This is a genomic window from Hyphomonas sp. TMED31 (genome assembly GCF_002172815.1).
GTDB lineage: Bacteria > Pseudomonadota > Alphaproteobacteria > Caulobacterales > Hyphomonadaceae > Hyphomonas > Hyphomonas atlantica.
The window spans coordinates 1-18347 of record NZ_NHCK01000045.1; the positions used below are offsets into that span (position 1 = coordinate 1).

Annotated in this window: 13 protein-coding genes and 3 pseudogenes; 13 read left to right on the top strand and 3 right to left on the bottom strand. The window is 59.0% G+C overall.

All coding sequences use genetic code 11. The annotated features are described in order from the left end of the window. Positions 1–423 (bottom strand): annotated as a pseudogene (locus CBB91_RS07090) (hypothetical protein); the annotation flags it as partial. A 149-nt stretch (positions 424–572) separates the two neighbouring features. Between CBB91_RS07090 and CBB91_RS07095 the strand changes: the two are divergent. From CBB91_RS07095 to CBB91_RS07105, 3 genes are all read left to right on the top strand, one after another. Then, a complete protein-coding gene (locus CBB91_RS07095; RefSeq protein WP_345906760.1) occupies positions 573–995 on the top strand; it encodes a VOC family protein in 423 nt (140 codons plus the stop codon). 857 nt (positions 996–1852) lie between these two features. Beyond that, positions 1853–2962: a histidine kinase dimerization/phosphoacceptor domain -containing protein gene (locus CBB91_RS07100; protein ID WP_273013108.1), complete on the top strand. Its 1110-nt coding sequence runs from the start codon at positions 1853–1855 to the stop codon at positions 2960–2962. 386 nt (positions 2963–3348) lie between these two features. Further along, on the top strand, positions 3349–4125 hold the full coding sequence (locus tag CBB91_RS07105; protein ID WP_273013110.1) for a response regulator: 777 nt from the start codon (positions 3349–3351) through the stop codon (positions 4123–4125). Between the two features lie 37 nt (positions 4126–4162). On the opposite strand, the gene CBB91_RS07110 is transcribed toward CBB91_RS07105, so the two are convergent. Continuing rightward, positions 4163–6373 carry a TonB-dependent receptor gene (locus CBB91_RS07110; RefSeq protein ID WP_273013112.1) on the bottom strand — a complete coding sequence of 737 codons (2211 nt, stop codon included), beginning with the start codon at positions 6371–6373 and terminating at the stop codon, positions 4163–4165. 3269 nt (positions 6374–9642) lie between these two features. Between CBB91_RS07110 and CBB91_RS07115 the strand changes: the two are divergent. Continuing rightward, positions 9643–11226: pseudogene (locus tag CBB91_RS07115) on the top strand (glycoside hydrolase family 9 protein); the annotation flags it as partial. Between the two features lie 51 nt (positions 11227–11277). Here the strand turns inward: CBB91_RS07115 and CBB91_RS07120 are convergent. Further along, positions 11278–12054, bottom strand: coding sequence for an exodeoxyribonuclease III (locus CBB91_RS07120; RefSeq protein WP_273013114.1), 777 nt, complete (start codon positions 12052–12054; stop codon positions 11278–11280). Positions 12055–12134: 80 nt separating this feature from the next. Here CBB91_RS07120 and tatA point away from each other — a divergent pair, with 80 nt between their 5' ends. The 9 genes and pseudogenes from tatA to CBB91_RS07165 form a co-directional block, all read left to right on the top strand. Further along, on the top strand, positions 12135–12350 hold the full coding sequence (gene tatA / locus CBB91_RS07125; protein WP_035553949.1) for a twin-arginine translocase TatA/TatE family subunit: 216 nt from the start codon (positions 12135–12137) through the stop codon (positions 12348–12350). A gap of 24 nt (positions 12351–12374) precedes the next feature. After that, the gene (gene tatB, locus CBB91_RS07130; RefSeq protein ID WP_273013116.1) at positions 12375–12752 is read left to right on the top strand and encodes a Sec-independent protein translocase protein TatB; all 378 of its coding nucleotides are present in this window, start codon (positions 12375–12377) and stop codon (positions 12750–12752) included. Next, the gene (tatC, locus tag CBB91_RS07135) at positions 12749–13570 is read left to right on the top strand and encodes a twin-arginine translocase subunit TatC (RefSeq protein ID WP_273013117.1); all 822 of its coding nucleotides are present in this window, start codon (positions 12749–12751) and stop codon (positions 13568–13570) included. Before tatB ends, tatC begins: the two co-directional genes overlap by 4 nt. 89 nt (positions 13571–13659) lie before the next feature. Continuing rightward, positions 13660–14946, top strand: a complete 1287-nt coding sequence (gene serS, locus CBB91_RS07140) for a serine--tRNA ligase (RefSeq protein WP_273013119.1) — start codon at positions 13660–13662, stop codon at positions 14944–14946. Between the two features lie 121 nt (positions 14947–15067). Beyond that, a complete protein-coding gene (locus CBB91_RS07145) occupies positions 15068–15439 on the top strand; it encodes a DUF559 domain-containing protein (RefSeq protein WP_273013121.1) in 372 nt (123 codons plus the stop codon). Positions 15440–15507: 68 nt separating this feature from the next. Beyond that, the gene (gene surE / locus CBB91_RS07150) at positions 15508–16269 is read left to right on the top strand and encodes a 5'/3'-nucleotidase SurE (RefSeq protein WP_273013122.1); all 762 of its coding nucleotides are present in this window, start codon (positions 15508–15510) and stop codon (positions 16267–16269) included. Further along, a complete protein-coding gene (locus CBB91_RS07155) occupies positions 16257–16910 on the top strand; it encodes a methyltransferase domain-containing protein (RefSeq protein ID WP_273013123.1) in 654 nt (217 codons plus the stop codon). The genes surE and CBB91_RS07155 overlap by 13 nt, the downstream gene beginning before the upstream one ends. 94 nt (positions 16911–17004) lie before the next feature. Next, positions 17005–17376, top strand: coding sequence for a preprotein translocase subunit YajC (gene yajC / locus CBB91_RS07160; RefSeq protein ID WP_273013125.1), 372 nt, complete (start codon positions 17005–17007; stop codon positions 17374–17376). 48 nt (positions 17377–17424) lie between these two features. Next, positions 17425–18347 (top strand): annotated as a pseudogene (locus tag CBB91_RS07165) (protein translocase subunit SecD); the annotation flags it as partial.

Genomic DNA, 18347 nt, shown 5'->3' on the forward strand with positions numbered 1-18347 from the left:
CACCCTTCTCCAAATGTTGACTAGACCAACCTGCACTTTTTGTATGGCATTACGGGCTGCCATTGTCTCGTTGAGACGTAAAAGTTCAATTCGCCATTTCTGGTCATTGTGCGTGAACTCGAAGTCTAATGTGGACTTCGCTTCTCCAGGTGCTTCGTATGTCGGTACAATTTCTTCCGAGTGGAGAGCTCTAGCAAAGCGCAATTCAAACAAAAAGCTGGTATTGTCGAAAGAAACTCCGCCATTGTGCTCAATTACACTTAGAAGTTCGTTTGCCCAATCTATCCGGCGTAACTCTTCAATAGCTTCGTCTGCCGAAGTGCCCTCTGCTTCTGTGAGAAAATTGAATGGCATAATGAGGACTCCAGTCGGTTCAAAGTTGCGTTGAACGCTATTCATGTATGAAATACGATGAGTATTCATCGTAAGCTAACTTCACTACTTTTCCGCAACAACTGTCATGGAAACTTGCGTGTTTCCTCTCACCGGTAGGCAGGAGGCTGTTTATTGACCACGGGTTCGCCCCTTGACCTCACCCTAACTTGAGCAATTACAAGACAGGCCTCTCACGAATGTCGTGCATGAAAGGCCCGTCCATGATCATCAATCAAATCACCATACCCTGTCTCGATTACTCTGCCAGCGTCGCATTCTATGAGGCGCTTGGCATGGTGCGGATCGTGGAGGCTCCACCGCGCTATGCCCGGTTCGAAAGCGCCGATGGCAGCGGCGCGACCCTGTCGCTCCACGCTGCCACCGCGCCAGTGGGGTCCGGCCCCGTGATCTATTTCGACCACCCGTCCGCCGACGCGCTCGACGCGCATGTCGAGGACCTGAAAGCGCAGGGGATGGTCTTTGAAACGGAGCCCACTGACGAATCCTGGGGCTGGCGAGAGGCGCGGCTGCGCGACCCGGCGGGCAATGAAGTCTGCCTGATGTTCGCCGGAAAGGTCCGCCGCTTCCCGGACTGGCGCATCGATGGCCGGACAGGTTGAGCAAGCCTCCCAATCCTGTCATCCCGGAATTTGCGCAGCAAATGTCCGGGAGCCAGATTGCATAGCCCGCGCACATGTTTCGACTTCGCTCAGCATGAGCGCTCACAGAAGGCGACATGAGACGACACTGGGCGACATATGGTGACACGGGGCGACGAGGTGCGACCTGATCCTGACGGGAGCGCGTTCTCGCGATGGCCGGGATTGGGGCAGGGCGCTTATCCCCCTTCAAATCCGCCCCATCCTGCCGCCATCATTGCGCGGGAAATAAACTTATCCAACCCCTCCGCCGCCTGACATATACTGGCGGGCGATGGAGTGTTCGCTTTTCTCCCCTGTGAAGACCTTGCCGTGGTATCTGTGGCCCGTCTGGCCACTGATCTTNTGGCGCATTCAGCGCTTGCAGGCATGGTTCCGGCGNGAAGCCCCGCCGGGGGCGCAGATGCTGTGGGGCATTGCAGGCTGGGGCGANGTGGTTGTCCTGGCCCTGTCAGATGATTTCACCGGGCGGCGGCGCGCGCCCTTGCCGGGGGCNGAGCCATCGCCCGCCTTGCGCGCCGCGCTGGATGGCGAAGATGTTCANAGACGTCATGTGCCGCTGGTCGGGTTGAGCACCGCACCGCGCGGGCTCGATTTNGGGCCGNGCAGCGCGGCGCATGACCATTTTGCCGACAGGCTCGGCGTGCCTCTGCCCCTGCCGGACACCTGACGCGGCGGCCATTTCCTGACAATCCGGATTCCAAGCTCAAGCGCCTTCACGGGCGTCGCATGTGCAGCTGGCAGTGCGCGGGCCACTTATGGGTGTATTTGNTGAAACTCCCGCTATAGTGGCGCGAAAAGACACTGGAATCACACCTATGAAAGCGGCNGCCCACCCGAACCAGGCTCTCCGGCTGGAGACCCTTCGGAAGTACGACATTCTGGACACAGAGCGCGAGCCGGANTTCGACGAAGTTGTCGAGCTGGCCTCGCGCATNTGCAATGTGCCGATNTCGGTGGTGAATNTGATCGATGAAGACCGCCAATGGTTCAAGGCGGAAGTCGGNATNGGCGCNCGCGAAACGCCGCTCGCCACCTCGATCTGCTCTCACGTCATCCTGAGTGAGGATTACGTNGAGATCCACGACACCCAACTGGACCCGCGCACNGCAGACAATGAACTCTGCACGCCCNCGGACGGGTTGNGATTCTATGCNGGNGNGNTGCTGAAAGCGCCGAATGGCCTGCCCATCGGAACGCTCTGCGTGCTCGACAACAAGCCGAACGCGCTGGACGATTTTCAGAAAAGCACGCTGCACACGCTCGCCCGGCAGGTGATGCGGGANCTGGATCTGCGCCTCGCCTTGAAGAACCAGAAAATCCTGCGCAATGAAATGGACCATCGGGTCAAGAATTCGCTCCAGTCGGTCGCCTCGCTNGTGCGCGTCTACAAGAGCCGCGCTAGGCCGGGCGTGGACATGACCGAAGCCTTCGATGCGATCGGGCGGCGAATTGAGGCGACAGCTGCGCTTCACGAATTGCTGCATGACTCGCCGCTGGAGAATGCGGTGAGCCTTGATGCCTTCCTGGGCCACATCGCCCAATTGCTCGAAGATTCCGCGCCGCCGGGGGTTCGCGTGCATTGCGAGGCAGGGGCCGTCGCTATTCCCACCTCCACGGCCAGCGCCATCGCCGTGATCGTGAGTGANTTCGTCGCCAATTCCATCAAGCACGCCTTCAGCGACGGCCAGCCGGGCGAAATCTGGATCAAGGGCTCTGGACAGGTTGAAGGCGGGCTGCAAATCCTCTGCGAAGACAATGGCGGCGCCGCCAAGCGGCCGGAACCCGCGCCAGGATCGGTCTCNGGTCTCGGCAAGCGCATCATGGCGGCCTCAGCGGCGCAAATCGGCGCGCATCTGGAAAACGGGCCGACGGAAACCGGTTACCGGATGAGGGTGTCCCTGCCAGCCTGNGGCCGGGTTTCCTGAATATTTTCGCAGTTCGCATCCCTCCGAACTGCGTTTTGTGCCAGCGGCAATCGCTTGCCGTTCAGGGTGATGGGCTTGAACTGTAGTATTTACTACAGATGGCGCTGCATCGGGCTCGCGAGCGGTTGAGTGCCCCTTAGGGGGGAGGCGCCCGCGGCGCTGACTTGTTCCCGCATTTCTGGTGAGGTTGTGTCCTGTAGTAATTATTGCAGGTTTGAGGAATTCTGTGACTCAAGCTGCTTGGCACGGGCAACCCGCCCGCTGCTGACACGTATTATTGTTCTTAACCCTTGATTATGCATTTCTGAAGAACAGGTGATCAGGGTTAGACGGCCTGCAATGCGTTGGCCAGCAAAGATGGCCAACTAAAGGGGGATACGGGCAGGATGCTCTCTGACTTGATTTCTTCAGAACTACCCTATCTGCGGCGCTATGCGCGCGGTTTGATGGGGGAGCAGACGAACGGCGACGAAGCCGTCGAAGACATGATCGAGTCGCTCATATTCCGAATCTCCGTTGCCCCGGATCTGAAGTTCAACAAGGCCGACCTGTTTGCCGAACTCGACAAGTCGATCAGCAAGCGCGTCAGCAAGCTGTCCGCAGATAGTGGCATCGGCAAGATCCTGAGCACGATGACGACCATTCAGCGCCGCGCATTGCTGCTGACTGTCGTCGAGGGATTCTCTGTTCAGGAAGCGGCCCGGATACTCACCGTGAACGATACCGATGTCGAGGAAATGCTGAGACAGGCGGAAACCACGATCGCCAACGAAGTCAGCACGTCCGTTCTCATCATCGAAGACGAATCCCTGATTTCCTATCAATTGTCCCAGATCGTGACCGAAGCGGGCCACTCAGTTGTGGGGATTGCAACCACCCACAAGGAAGCCGTCGACCTCGCCGCTGAGACAGAGTTCGGGTTGATCCTGTCAGACATTCGCCTGGCTGACGGATCCATTGGAATTGATGCTGTGAGAGACATCCTCGGCGCGATGGAGAACCCGGTCCCGGTGATCTTCATCACCGCCTATCCGGAAATGCTGTTGCAGGGACAGGACGAGGAACCGTCCTACCTGATCCCGAAACCCTTTGAACCTGTGCATGTTCGAACAGTCGTCGATCAGGCCATTCTCTCGGCCTATCTGGGCCAGCCAGCAGCCTGACCCACACGAATCGTGCAGGTCAGGCCACGCCTGTTGGTTAGAACGCGACACGAATACCGACGCGAATGTTTCGGCCCGGTGCCGGCACCGAATCCTTCAGGACCGATGTGGAATAGCGGACTTCCTCATCCGTCAGATTCCGGCCTTCCACGAAGAATTGCGTGCCTTCCTTGCCAAAGCCAAGCTCTGACAGATTCACAGCACCGCGCAGGCCGGTCATGACATATCCGTCTGTTGGCANAATTCCGGTGCCCGGATCATCCTGATCGGCAGCGGCNGTGACGTTGACCCCGGCGGACCAGAGGCCCCAATCGGCATCAAGCGCCGCGTGGAATGTCATCGGCGGCAGGTAAGGCACATTGCCCCCGTCATCCAGTTCGCCATCGACCAGGTCGAGGCTGGCAGAGGTGACCCAGTTTGCGCCCAGCAATCCCTCGGGGAAGCGGGCTTCGGCTTCGATCTCTGCGCCTGTGAAGCTCGCGCCCTGTTGCTGGAACAGGAAGACCGGAAGTTCATCCAGTTCATCCACTTCAACGCCATCCTCCAGCACCACGCCGGGTGTCAGGTAGATAAAGCCGTCAAAGTCAGCATGGAAGATGTTCCCGCTGATGCTGAAACGGTCATTCTCCCAGCGGAGCGAGGCTTCGATATTCGTGCCTTTCTCCTTGCTCAGTGAGGCGTTGCCAACCTCATACTGACTGGTCGCGAGGTGCGGACCATCTGCGAACAGCTCGCTTTCGTTTGGCGCGCGCTCGGTATAGCTGACCAGGCCGCCGATCCACCAGCCGGACTCCATATGCTTGTGCGCGCCCGCTGATGCGCTGAACAGGTCGAAGCTGCGTTCGCCCTGAATGTCATTGTCGAGCTCGGTATTGTCGAAGCGGAGACCACCTTCAAGTACGGAATGATCTGCAAATTGCAGGGTTTCAAACAGGAAGGCCCCAAAGGTCTTGGTGGATGTTGGTGTCAGGAAGGCTTCGTCGCCGTCTGCGCTGAAATCCTTGTCCAGGAATTGAACGCCAGCCGCGCCGACAAATTCGCCGAATGCATGACCAAGCTCAAGGCGGCCCTCAGTTCCCTCAGTGGTAAACACGGTGCCCGGCTCACCTGCGCCTTCGAACTCGATATGCTCATAGTCCGCATAGGACAGGTTGCCGGCAATGTGCGTAAGCGGGCCGGCATTCAGCTTGGCGCCACCGCGAATGTCATAACGGGTCTGCTCCAGATCAATGAACGGGGATTCTTCCTCGTGCTCGTGCTCGTGATCTTCGTCGTCATGATCTTCATCGTCGTGATCATCCTCATCATCATGATCATCGTGCTCTTCTTCCTCATGATGATGCTCGTGGCCTGGCAACCCGTAGCTGGACGTCTGCTGGCGGATGGCAAAGCCCAGGAACGCGTCATCACCAACCCAAGAGAAGCCGGCTGAATAGGTTTCGGATTGGAGGAAGGAATTCTCCATCGTATCACGAATTTCTTCACCCTCGTGCTCGTCGTGATCATGGTCCTCGTCGTCATGATCTTCATCGTCATGATCATCTTCATCATCATGATCATCGTGCTCGTCTTCTTCCATTGCTCTCAGCAGAGATGACTCTGCAAAGCCCGGAATGTCATAATCGCCAAAATCGCGTGCGGATGCTGACAGTGTCAGAACGAATGGGCCGGTCGCGAAGCGCGCCTTGCCGCCCAGCTCCGAGCCTTCATTTNCACTGTTGTTGGCGGCAAANCCGTCAAAGGAGACCGGTTCATCGGGCAGGCTTTCAACGATCAAGCCATCGATCACATTGACCACACCACCGATCGCCTGACCGCCATAGGCCAGCGCAGCTGGTCCGCGAACGATCTCGATCTTTTCGGCGTCGATGCCGTCGGTGGCGACCTGGTGGTCCGGCGACGCGGCGGAGGCATCAATGGTGCCGATCCCATTTGTGAGAACGAGTACGCGTTCCGCGCCAAGCCCCCTCAGGACCGGGCGGCTGGCCCCCTGACCGAAGAAGGTGGTCGAGACACCCGCTTCCGTGGACAGCGTATCACCGAGCGTGCCGGAGAGTTTTTGAACCAGTTCACCGCGGTCGATGGCGGTGACATTGCCGACCATTTCATCTGATGTGCGCTGTGGGCCAACGCCAGTGACGATAATGGTATCGAGGGTTTCAGGCGCTTCTTCCTGTGCGAAGGCAAAGGGACTTGCGCTCAACAGGAGCGACGTCGCGATGACGCGACGAGAGACTGGGAATTTCATGATTGGAGGGTCCTTCAGACAATAGACGTGCCGCCCGAAGGCGGTGACAAATGGCTTCTATTGTTGAAGGGGTGGAGGACTTCGCGGAGGCGGCGCGCGCCCCGGCGGACGGGTCCAGTTGGCGGCAGAAATACAGGGCTCAGTTGCGCCGGGCGCAGGCGGCAAGACGAATGGCTCGCTTGGCGCCGCGGGCAACAGGATCTGATCTGTGGCAATCACACTGAGTTCGCATGCNGCGCCGTAATGGTCATGCGGTTCATCTCCATGCTCCGCCGCATGGCCGAGTGCGTGCGCCTGCACGAAAACGAACAGCGCTGCCAGAAGGGCCAGGTAGAGGGTCCGATGGCGATGAAAGCTCATGGTTACGCTGTTACATTTTCGAAATGAACGCCGCAAGCATGAAGCTGTGCCAATTACATTACGATACGCATTAACCGCGCCGGTTTTCACGCTTCAGTAACCAAGGCAGCCCATCTTCGCGAAAGTTAATGAAACGCGGTGTGTTGTTAAGAGGATGTAGCATGTCAAAGAAAGCTGTGCGCTGGGGCGCAGACGTTGGATGCCAGACAAAGGTGAAGCCGCTGGAGATTCGCAACGACCTTTCTGATCATGGTCTGAAGGGCAAGCGCGCCCAGGGATATCTCGGGTTGAGTCGCCAGATCACCAAGGTGACCGCAAAGAAGGACGGGCGTGATGGCCTGCCCATGTCTGAGGCNGCGACCCCTGATGAGTGGAGCGAATGCGAACAGCAGATTGCTGAACGCGCAGAAGACGTTCGCCGGGGCCTTGGCACATGGCTGACNACGACNGCTGCGTCTGTCCGCAACTATATTGCTGACTACACGCCCATCGACATCTATCCCGACCAATTGCGTGAGGCGATCAAGACGGAAGAAAACGAATATCGCCACTACGAACTGGATGATGTGAACGAGGCGAAGGAAACTCATTCGGCCGCGATCATCGAGCTCCAGCAGTTCAAGCTGCGCCACGGTGATAGAATCGGCGACCGGACGCCGGACATCAAGAAGAATGTCGAGCAGGCCGTCGCGATCTTGATTTTCATCATGATCCTTGAAGGCGGTTTCAACGCGCTGTTGTTCAAGGACGCTCAGGCAAATGGCCTGATGGGCGGCCTGATGATCGCGTTCGGTGTGTCTGCTGTGAACGTCGTGTTTGGCGTGATCGCGGGCTTCTTCGGCTTGCGTTATCTCAATCACCCGGCGCTGCCAGCGAAGATCATGGGCGGTGCCATTGCGATGATCTTCATTCTCGCCGGCATCTTCCTGAACTTCTTCGTTGCCCATTTCCGGGACGCCGTGGAACTTGGCCTGCTCGCCGCCACCGAAGCCGGAACGCTGGGCTCATTCTCGATGTTCTCTATCGCGCCGGGCGAAGTCATCTCGTCAATGTTCCCCAACATCTTCGCGCTGGAGAGCTTCCTGGCTCTTGGCCTGCTTTTCATGGGGCTCGCCGTGTTCGGCCTGGCCATCTATGAGGGCTATGATCGTATCTCCGATCGTTATCCGGGGTATGGCCGCGTCTGGCGGAAAGAACGCCGCGCCTATGAGCGTCGTCAGGAGGTCCGCAATGGCGTTCGCGATGACCTGTCTGACTATTTCTCGAATTGCCGTCTCTGGTTCGAGACTCAGCAATCGCGTCACGTTGCGGCGAAACGCGAGATCGANAAAGCGATGAATTTGCTGGAAACGCGCCGTGATTACGCATCCGCCATCGCGGCCCGCGCAGCNGATCAGGAGCGCAGCCTGAAAGTGGCATACCGTCAGGCTCACCGCCGCGCNCGCAATGCCAATNGGGACCGNCTGGGCGATCAGGCNCCTTGCCCGGAATACTTTAGCGAAATCGTCACACCGCAACTGCCGCCCTTCGATTATTCAAAGGAACGCGAGCAGGCCAACAAGGCGATTGCGGCGATNGACAATAACATCAAGGCNCTGAACCAGACCAGGGAATGGCTTGAACAGCACATCCAGCAAGTCCAGAAGGGCTTGTCTTCCATCGAGAAGAAAGTTGCTGACGAAATCAGCAAGGTCCGCGACGCCAANGGGGCAACACATGTCCCCGTTGATCAGGCTCGCCGCGCCTAGGAGGAGTAGACAGGGATGCCACGTCGCAGAAGTGACCGAGGCCCATGGTTCTGGCGCGGAATGATCGCGCTGATGCTTGGGGTTGTCTTTGCATTGTTCGCCCTGGTGGCGTTCAACCAGCCGCCCACGCTGATGGCGGAGACCAGTTGCCGGGTTGACCGGAATGATCCGGCCCACACGATCATCCTGATCGATCAATCGGACCCCTTCAATCCAAATGATCTGGATTGGGTTTATGAATTCGTCGACGCCGAGGCGCGTGCCTTGCCGAAATATGGCCGGCTCACCGTCATGATCCCGAATGCGGNCAGCCCCTACGATCCCAAAGTGGTGCATTATGCCTGCTCGCCGGGGAGCGCGTCCGAGGCAAATCCGATCTTCCAGAATCCGAAAATGGTAGAGCAGACTTGGCAGGGGCAGTTCTATGCGCCTCTGCTGGAGAGCGTGGAAGCGGCCCTCATGGACACGCGTCAGCCCAGCTCACCTCTGATCGAAGCTGTTTATTCTGTTGCAGATCGCGCTGACTTTCAGCCAGGCGAACGCGGCCGCAGAGTGGTTCTGGTGTCAGACCTGATGCAGCACTCTGACGGGTTCAGCTTCTACCGGGCCGGGGCAGATTACGAAGCGTATCTGGATAGCGAACTGGCCGAACTGAAACCGAGACTGGATGAGGCTGAGGTCGTCGCGCGGATCGTTCCCCGCCAGATTTATGACCTGCCCGTCGCGGACGTGAAAGCCTTCTGGCGGGCCTATTTCGATGAGGCAGGCGCCGAGTACGGTTCGGTAAATTAGCGGGAATAGACGGTTNGATCTTCGCTGAGTGGTCCTGAAATTGCATGGTAGGGTTCAAAATCATGCAGAAATTGGACTCAACCGATGGTCTCGCTCAAGAATGTTTCTTTCGCCTCATTGGCTTCAGCGCTGGTANTGGCAGGGTGCGCAACCGCGCCACAGGATGATGGTGCAAGCGCAGCTGCCGCGCAAATTTCGGCTCGCCAGCAGGAATATCTCAACGCATTCAATGCGCCGCGTAATCCTGTGCGAGCCACCCAGACCGGCATTCGGCCTGGCTACACTTTTGTCGGTATTGCTGAAACGGATATTGCCGAACCGCTGAACTGGCGAATTCTCGCGCCCAACGGGGCNGTTGCCGCNGAAGGCATGACAATTCCTCAAGGCTTCCATGAGGGCTCCAATGCCNACATTCAGCTGGTCATCACAGATGCTCTGAGGACCCCGGCGACCCAGNTGGTTCTCGACGTCGAAGGTGTCGGCAAGAGCCACCCTTTCGATGTCTCTGAGAACGTCTTCAACAAGCTGAAATACGATACNCTCCGTTATTTCTATCACAATCGCGTCGCTGTTCCGATTGAAGCGGAATATGCGGGCGGNCAGCAATGGGCGCGCCCTGCCGGCCATGAACGAGAATTGCTGACCTGCTTTTCCGGCACGGACAAATATGACGTNAAATGGCCGGGATGTGACTACAAGCTGGATGTCAGTGGCGGATGGTATGATGCCGGCGACCACAGCAAATATGTCGTGAATGGTGGTGTCAGCGTGTGGGCGCTGCTGAACGCCTATGAGCGCGGCACGAAAGGGTTTGAAGACGGCGCCGCCAATCTTCCGGAATCCGGGAACGGCCTGAATGACCTGCTGGATGAGGCACGGGTCAACATCGACTATATGCTGAGCATGCAGGCAAAGCCGGGTATGGAAGCCCCCATNCTTCGGGGAAACATGTCCGGCCANTGGGANACCGCTGANCCCGAACTCACCGATGTGTCGGGCATGGTGCATCACAAGTCCGGCGATACGAGCTGGCCGGACTTTCCCGTCATGCCACATGAGAGCAATCGTGCGCGTGCGCTGGCACCTCCATCAACGGCGGCGACCCTTCATGTTGCCGCGGTGGGCGCGCAGTGCGCCCGTGTTTTCCAGGGANTCGATGATGCCTATGCGAACAAATGTCTGTCCGCAGCAAAGCGCGCCTACAAGGCAGCTCAACGCCTGCCGGATGTTTACGCGTACGACAACATTCCCGGAAGCGGACCGTACGGGTCCACGGATGTNCGGGAAGAGTTCTATTGGGCAGCTGCTGAACTGTACGCCACAACAGGCGCGGCCAAGTATGCAGACGATCTGAAGCGATACCAGTCGGAGCTGGATCAGTGGCCGATCAGTGAGTATCAGCAACCTTCCTGGAGCGCGACATCAGGCTATGGAATTCTCACCCTGTCCCGGTTTGCACCGGACGAGGATATCCGGGCCGAAGCTCAGGCAGCGCTGTTGAACACCACAAACGGATATGTCCAGCAGACCAGGTTTGAAGGCTATCAGATTCCGATGAGCCGCGGTGTCTGGCCGTGGGGCTCGATGGGCTTGCTGGGCAATCGCGGCGTCATGCTTGGCACCGCGTATGATTTGACTGGAGACACGCGGTATCGTGATGGCGCTCTGGACCTGCTGGACTACGTTCTCGGTCGGAATCCCCGCGACCTCTCATACGTTGCCGGTCATGGCGAAAACGCCTTCAAGGCGCCGCATCACCGCCATTGGGCCGGAGCTCAGTATGAAGGTTATCCGCTACCGCCACCCGGCGCTGTCGCGGGCGGTCCGAACAATACCGATCCTGCCGGNCCTGTTGCGCGCGTGATCTTCGATCAGTGCCACGCCCAGACCTGCTACGCCGATCATGTCGATGCGTACTCCCTGAACGAAGTTGCCATCAACTGGCAGGCAGTGACCTTCTGGCTTGCGGCCTGGGCCGATGACATCGACCGCGCCGAATANGGCCTAGTCTTCAAACGTGCCAATCACGGGCACATGGTCGGATGGCTTCTCAAGTTCCCGGGCCTTGCGATAGATCTCCACCGACTGGAGCCTGTCGCAAGCCTGTGGAGAGCAGAGCAGGTGATCGATNCGGATNCCGTGATCCTTCTTGAAGGCGCCGCCCTGATAGTCCCAGAACGTGTATTGATGCGCCCGGTTGTCGGTTAACTCAAACGCGTCGGCGAGGCCGAGATATTTCAGTTTCCGGAATTCGGCCCGCGTCTGGGGCAGGGCGAGCGCGTCATCCTGCCAGACGGTTTCATCCCAGCAGTCTTCCGGCGTAGGAATGCAATTGTAGTCGCCGCACAGGACAAAGGCTTCGTCCTGTTTCAGCAGGGCGCGCGCATGCTGTTCNAGCGCGTCCATCCATTCCATCTTGTAGTCGTATTTCTGGCCGGGCGCCGGATTGCCGTTTGGCAGATAGAGCCCGCCAACCCGGATCGGGCGGTCGGCGAGGATCAGCGCCTCGATATAGCGCGCCTGTTCGTCCTCGATGGTCGGCAGACCCTTGGTGACGTCCTCGATCTCGTGCTTCGAGAGCAGGGCAACGCCATTATAGCTCTTCTGGCCGAGCACTTCACAGTTCCAGCCCCGCTCCTCCAGCTCCATNTACGGAAACGCATTCGTCTCGCATTTGATTTCCTGAAGGCAGACGACATCNCAATTGATGGCGTCCAGCACTTCCAACACTGTGGGAAGGCGGGCCTTGATCGAGTTGACATTCCATGTGGCGATACGCATGGCTGTTCTTTAGCAGCTCCGGGCCATTGTTCCAGCGTGGGCTGCTGTATATATGTCGGGAAATCTTCGAGGAGAGACGCATGTCGCCAAGCTGGATTCAATTGCTGATCGTTGTGGTCGTCGCGCTTCTCCTGTTCGGTGGTCGGGGCCGGATTTCGTCCATCATGGGTGATATGGCCAAAGGCATTGGCGCTTTCCGCAAGGGCCTGAAGGACGAAGAAGAGACCAAATCCGTCGAGAAGGACGAAATGGTCGACGTCACCCCAAAAAAGGACGAGACGAAGGCCTCGTCATAAGCTGCCGACTGGAGGGCGCTTAATATGCTGCCCGGAATCGGGTTTTCCGAGCTTTTGCTGTTGGGCCTTGCGGCGCTGATNATTGTCGGCCCGAAGGACCTGCCGATGATGATGCGCCGAATCGGCCAGTTCGTCGGCAAGGGCCGCGCAATGGCGCGGGAATTCCAGGCCGCGTTCGAAGACATTGCCCGCCAGAGTGAGNTGGACGAACTCCGCAAGGAGATCGAAGACCTCAAGCGCGAGAACACGATGAAAGAGGCGCAGGACGATCTTGCCGCGTTCGAGGCGGATGTGAATTCNGCCGTNATGGAAAAGACCTCCGCGCCGAAGCCCNCGCCAGAGCCTGANGCNGGGANNGACGCGCCTGACACCGCGCCGAAAACCGGGGGGGATGCCACGTGAACACCGTCCCGCCCAAAGACGAACAGCCTGAGATCCTTGATGATGAAGTTGAGGCAAGCCGTGCGCCCCTGCTGGAGCATCTGACAGAGCTGCGCTCTCGTCTGATCCAGTCTCTTGTGGCGCTGATGGTCGGCACGATTGCCTGCTTCTTCTTTGCGCAGGAAATCTTCGAGCTACTGCTCGCGCCCTTCGCGCTGATGGCAGAATCGATCCGCGGGTCGAAGCTGGAATTTGTCTACACCGCGCCGATGGAATTCTTCTTCGCCAAGCTGAAGCTGGCCTTGTTCGGCGGCATCTTTCTGGCGTTTCCATTCATGGCCTGGCAGCTCTACAAATTCGTGGCGCCGGGGCTCTACAAGAACGAGCGCGGCGCATTCTGGCCCTATCTTGTCTTCGCGCCTGTCTTGTTCGTGGCAGGTGCCACTTTCGTCTATTTTCTGATGTTGCCCATGCTGGCGCGTTTCACGGTCGGGATGGAGATTCCAGACAGCGACATCGCCAACATCACCATGTTGCCGAAAGTCGCGGATTATCTGTCTCTCGTCATGGCGCTGATGCTGGCCTTCGGCATTTCGTTTCAGTTGCCGGTTGTTCTGACCCTTCTGGGCAAGATTGGCGTTGTGTCGTCTGACGCCCTCTCCAAGGGACGGAAATATGCGATTGTCGCCATCCTGGCATTTTCAGCCTTCTTCACCCCGCCAGACATGATCTCGCAGGTCTTGCTGACCATTCCGGTCTATTGCCTGTATGAGATTTCGATCTGGTGCGTGAAGATGATCGAGAAGAAGCAGGCCGAGGCAGACGCCGACGCCGCCTGATCAGGCAGGCTGCTAAGCATATCCCACGGTTGCAGGCTGGCGCGGTGCGGATTAGAGCATTGCCCGACTGACCAGACAGGACGACAGCCATGTTCGATATCCGCGCCATCCGAGACAATCCCGACGCGTTCCGCGCCGCCTGGAACCGGAAGAAGCCGGGCCTTGGCGACTCCGTGGACGAGATCCTGGCGCATGACGGCGCTGTGCGTACGGCGGTGACCGACAAGCAGGAAGCCGAAAAGGCGCGCAACGAAACCTCCAAGCTGATCGGCAAGGCGAAGGCCTCGGGCGATGAGGCGGAGTTTGAACGCCTGCGCAAGGTCGTGGCCGACGCCAAGGACACGATTGAAGCGGCGGGAGAACAGGAAGAAGCTGCCCGCAAACTGCTGGACGACCTGCTCTATGGCTTGCCGAACATCCCGCTGGACGAAGTGCCGGAAGGGCAGGACGAAGACGGCAATGTGGAACAAGCCCGCTGGGGCGAGCCGAAATCCTTTGCCTTCGACGTGAAAGACCATGCCGATCTCGGCGAAGCGCTCGGCATGATGGATTTCGAGACCGCCGCAAAGATGAGCGGCGCGCGCTTTGTGTTGCTGAAGGGCAAGCTGGCCCGGCTGGAGCGCGCCCTCGCCGCCTTCATGCTGGANNTGCAAACAGAAGAGCATGGGTATACGGAATGCTCACCGCCCGTTCTGGTGAAGGACCAGGCGCTGCTCGGAACGGGTCAATTGCCGAAATTTGCGGAAGATTTGTTCAAGACGACAGTTGAACATTACCTCATCCCCACGGCCGAAGTTCCGCTGACGAACATTGTCCGCGACGGCATCCTCGAACCCGGCGAACTGCCGAAACGGTTCACCGCGCACACGCCATGTTTCCGGTCCGAGGCTGGCAGTGCAGGGCGCGACACGAAGGGCATGATCCGGCTGCACCAATTCAACAAGGTGGAGCTTGTCTCGGTCGTGGCGAACCAGGAGGAAGGGCTGAAGGAGTTGGAGCGCATGACCGAATGCGCCGAGGCGATCCTGAAGAAGCTCGACCTGCCATTCCGGCGTATGCTGCTCTGCGCAGGCGATATGGGGGCAGGGGCGCGCAAGACCTACGACCTCGAAGTCTGGTTGCCGAGCCAGGACACCTATCGCGAAATCAGTTCGTGTTCGTACTGTGGTGACTATCAGGCCCGCCGCATGAATGCGCGCTATCGCCCGGAAGCCGGCGCAAAGCCTGAATTCGTCCACACGCTCAACGGCTCCGGCCTCGCGGTTGGTCGCACGCTGGTGGCGATCCTCGAAAACTATCAGAACGAAGACGGCTCCATCACCGTCCCGGAAGCCCTGCGCAACTACATGGGCGGCCTTGAGATGATTTCGGCCTAATCCCCCTCCGACCCGCTGGCGCGGCCCACCTCCCCCGCAAGCGGGGGAGGATGAAACGGTACGCGCGGCATGATATCCTCCCCCGTTCACGGGGGAGGTGCCCGACAGGGCGGAGGGGGAAATGCGGGACAACGAAAAGCTCACCATCAAGCAGGCGCGCCGGTTACGCCGGACTATGACCCGGGCAGAAGTTATTCTGTGGCAGCACCTACGTCGGCGTCAGCTGGCAGGGTATCGGTTTCGGCGTCAGGTTCCGGTCGGGCCGTTCATCGCGGATTTCGCTTGCGTTGATGCAAGGCTGCTGGTGGAAGTGGATGGAGACACCCATTCTGAAGACCACCAAATCGCTCATGATATGCGGCGAACTGCCTTCCTGCAGGCGAAGGGGTGGCATGTTCACCGGGTCTGGAATAACGACGTGTATGACAATCTTGAAGGCGTGTTGGACGGTGTGCTTCTTCAGTTGCGGAATCAAAACGTAACCGAAGGATGAGTGCCCCCTCCGCCCTTCGGGCACCTCCCCCGCAAGCGGGGGAGGATTGAACGCGGAGCAAGGCAAGTATGAGAATTCTCCTGACCAATGATGATGGCATCAACGCGCCGGGGCTGGCCGTGCTGGAAGATATTGCGCGGGAGATTTCCGATGATGTCTGGATCGCTGCGCCGGAGGAGGAACAATCCGGCAAGGGCCGCGCGATCTCGCTGACCCATCCTGTGCGCACGCGTGAAGTGGGCGAGAAGGCCTGGGCTGTGGCAGGCACGCCGTCAGACTGCGTGTTGCTGGCAACTCAGAATCTGATGCCGGAGAAGCCAGACCTCGTGCTGTCCGGCGTCAATCGCGGCCAGAANATNGCNGAAGACACCAGCTTTTCCGGCACCATCGCGGCCGCCCTGTTCGGNATGCANNTNGGCATNCCNTCCATCGCGCTCAGCCAGTNGCAGAGCTTTCGTGANCGCGGCTCCCTGCCTTGGGATACGGCCCGCGCCTGGGGCAGCCGGGCNATCAAACCGCTGATCGACATGCGCTGGCCGGATGATGTCGTGATGAATGTGAACTTCCCGGATGTGGAGCCCGATGATGTGAAGGGCATCCAGATCACCCGTCAGGGCTTCCGCGACGAATCCATCATTCATACAGATCGCCGCGAAGATTTGCGCGGCAATGANTATTACTGGATCGGCTANANGGGAAAGCTGTCCAAGCCGGANGAGGGCACCGATTTGCGGGCGATCTATGATGGCTATGTCTCGATCTCACCGCTTCATGTGGACTTGACGCACGACGCGTTCCTCCAGACGCTGCGGGAGTCATGGAAGAACTGACCGTCGACCCGTTCCGCGCCGCCCGCCTCGTCCTGCGTCTCCGNCAGGAAGGGGTAACGGATGACGCGGTCCTCGGCGCGATGGAGACGATTGACCGCGGNGCCTTCGTNGATGATCCGGAGNTGAAACAGCTCGCCTTTGCNGATTGCGCGCTNCCCATTCCNTGCGGCCAGACCATTCCGAGACCGGCGGCCATCGGCCAGCTGCTCCAGGCGCTCGCGCTGGGGCGTCNGAAAGNGGCGCGTGTCCTGCTGATCGGTGTCGGCTCTGGCTATATCGCTGCTTTGGCCGGGTATCTCGCAGCGGATGTGTTCGGCGTGGAGCGTTACAATCGCCTGACAGATCATGCCCGCCAGCGGATTGTGAAGCTCGGCCTCGACAATCTGGCCGTGCGGCATGGGGACGGACTGGAAGGCTGGGCCGAGCGCGGGCCGTATGATCGCATCCTGTTCACCTCCGTGATCCAGCATGTGCCGCAGACCCTGTTCGACCAGTTGAATCCGGAGGGATTCGTGGTCGCGCCGATGGTAAAGGATGGCCGCCAGCAGATCGCCAGAATTGCGCCAGATGGCACGGAAAAGTGGTCTGGNCTTGCCCATGACCTGCCCATGCTTGTGGAGGGGCGTTCCCGCGCCCTTTGATGTCGGTTGTTTCATCTGCAGGGCTTGTTTGCCAATGCAACTGCCCACAGCTATAGGAGCAACACATTTTCAGGGGTCTACGGGAGAACACCACATGCTGACCAGACTTGCCACGCTGACTGCAGTTNCCGCTGCTGCAACCCTGCCAGCTTTCGCTCAGGCCGCTCCAAGCGCCGCAGGCCCCAGCATCATGAGCCAGGTTCTGCTGTTCCTGCCTCTGATCCTGATCTTCTACTTCCTGCTGATCCGCCCGCAGCAACAGCGCGCGAAAAAGCACAAGGCNNTGATCGAGGGCATCAAGAAAGGCGACACGATCGTCACCTCCGGTGGCCTCGTCGGCAAGGTGACCAAGCCGGGCGATGATGAAATCACCGTTGAGCTGGCCGATGGCGTGCGCGTGCAGATCATCAAGCAGATGGTGATTGATGTGCGCGGCAAGAATCAGCCGGTTGCCGCCAACGACTAAGCGCTTGCAGGGCCGAAAGCCGGCCCGCTGCATGACAAGGATTCCCGCATGCTTCAGTTTCCACCGTGGAAAGTCGCTCTCGTTCTCCTGACACTGGCATGGGGCGTCGTGATGGCCCTGCCAAACGTTGCCAATATGGACAACGCGCCGGGCTTCATGCCGAAGAAGGGCGTCAATCTCGGCCTCGACCTTCAGGGCGGTGTCTATCTGATGATGGAGATCAACCCGGATGAGGTGATTGCGAACCGGCTGGAAGTGTTTGCNGGCGANGTGCGCAGCGCGCTCAGCAATGTTGCGCCGTCCGAGCGTATCGGACACCTGCCGGAGATCAGCGGTCGCCAGCTGGANATCAAACTGACGCGCCCGGACGCCGAAGGTAATTTCCCGATGGATGAAGCCCTGCGCCGCATCCGCAAACTGAACAGCAATGTCGAAGGTGCCATCGGCGGCGCCAAGACATATGAAATCGAAGCATTGGGGACGGACCGCATTCTCGTGACCGTGCCTGCAGCGTCCGAAGAGGCGCTGATGAAGGACGCGCTTGGCAAGACGATGACAATCGTCCGCCGCCGGGTCGATCCGGATGGCGTTTCGGAGATCGCAATCACTCCACAGGGCAATGACCGGATCATTCTGGAAGCGCCGGGCGAACCTGACCCGCAGCGCCTGAAAGACCTGCTCAGCCGCGATGGCAAGATGACCTTCAATCTGGTCGACAACAGCCCGTCGGCCATTACGTCAGCTCAGGCCGGGGTGCCTCGGGCGGGGTATCGGCTGCTGGAAGGCCCGACCACCGGGCCACTGTTGGTGCGCAACATTCCCGAAGTCACCGGCGCAGACATCGCCAACGCGGCCCAGGGCTTTGATGAGGGCAATCGCCCTCAGATCAATTTCCGCCTCAACAGCAATGGCGCGCGGAAATTCTACGACACGACCCGCAACAATTCCGGCAAGTTGTTTGCCATTGTCCT

Coding starts and splice junctions, on each gene's coding strand:
- CBB91_RS07095 (WP_345906760.1), top strand. CDS start 573: ATGTCGTGCATGAAAGGCCCGTCCATGATCATCAATCAAATCACCATA.
- CBB91_RS07105 (WP_273013110.1), top strand. CDS start 3,349: ATGCTCTCTGACTTGATTTCTTCAGAACTACCCTATCTGCGGCGCTAT.
- tatA (WP_035553949.1), top strand. CDS start 12,135: ATGTCGCCAAGCTGGATTCAATTGCTGATCGTTGTGGTCGTCGCGCTT.
- CBB91_RS07145 (WP_273013121.1), top strand. CDS start 15,068: ATGCGGGACAACGAAAAGCTCACCATCAAGCAGGCGCGCCGGTTACGC.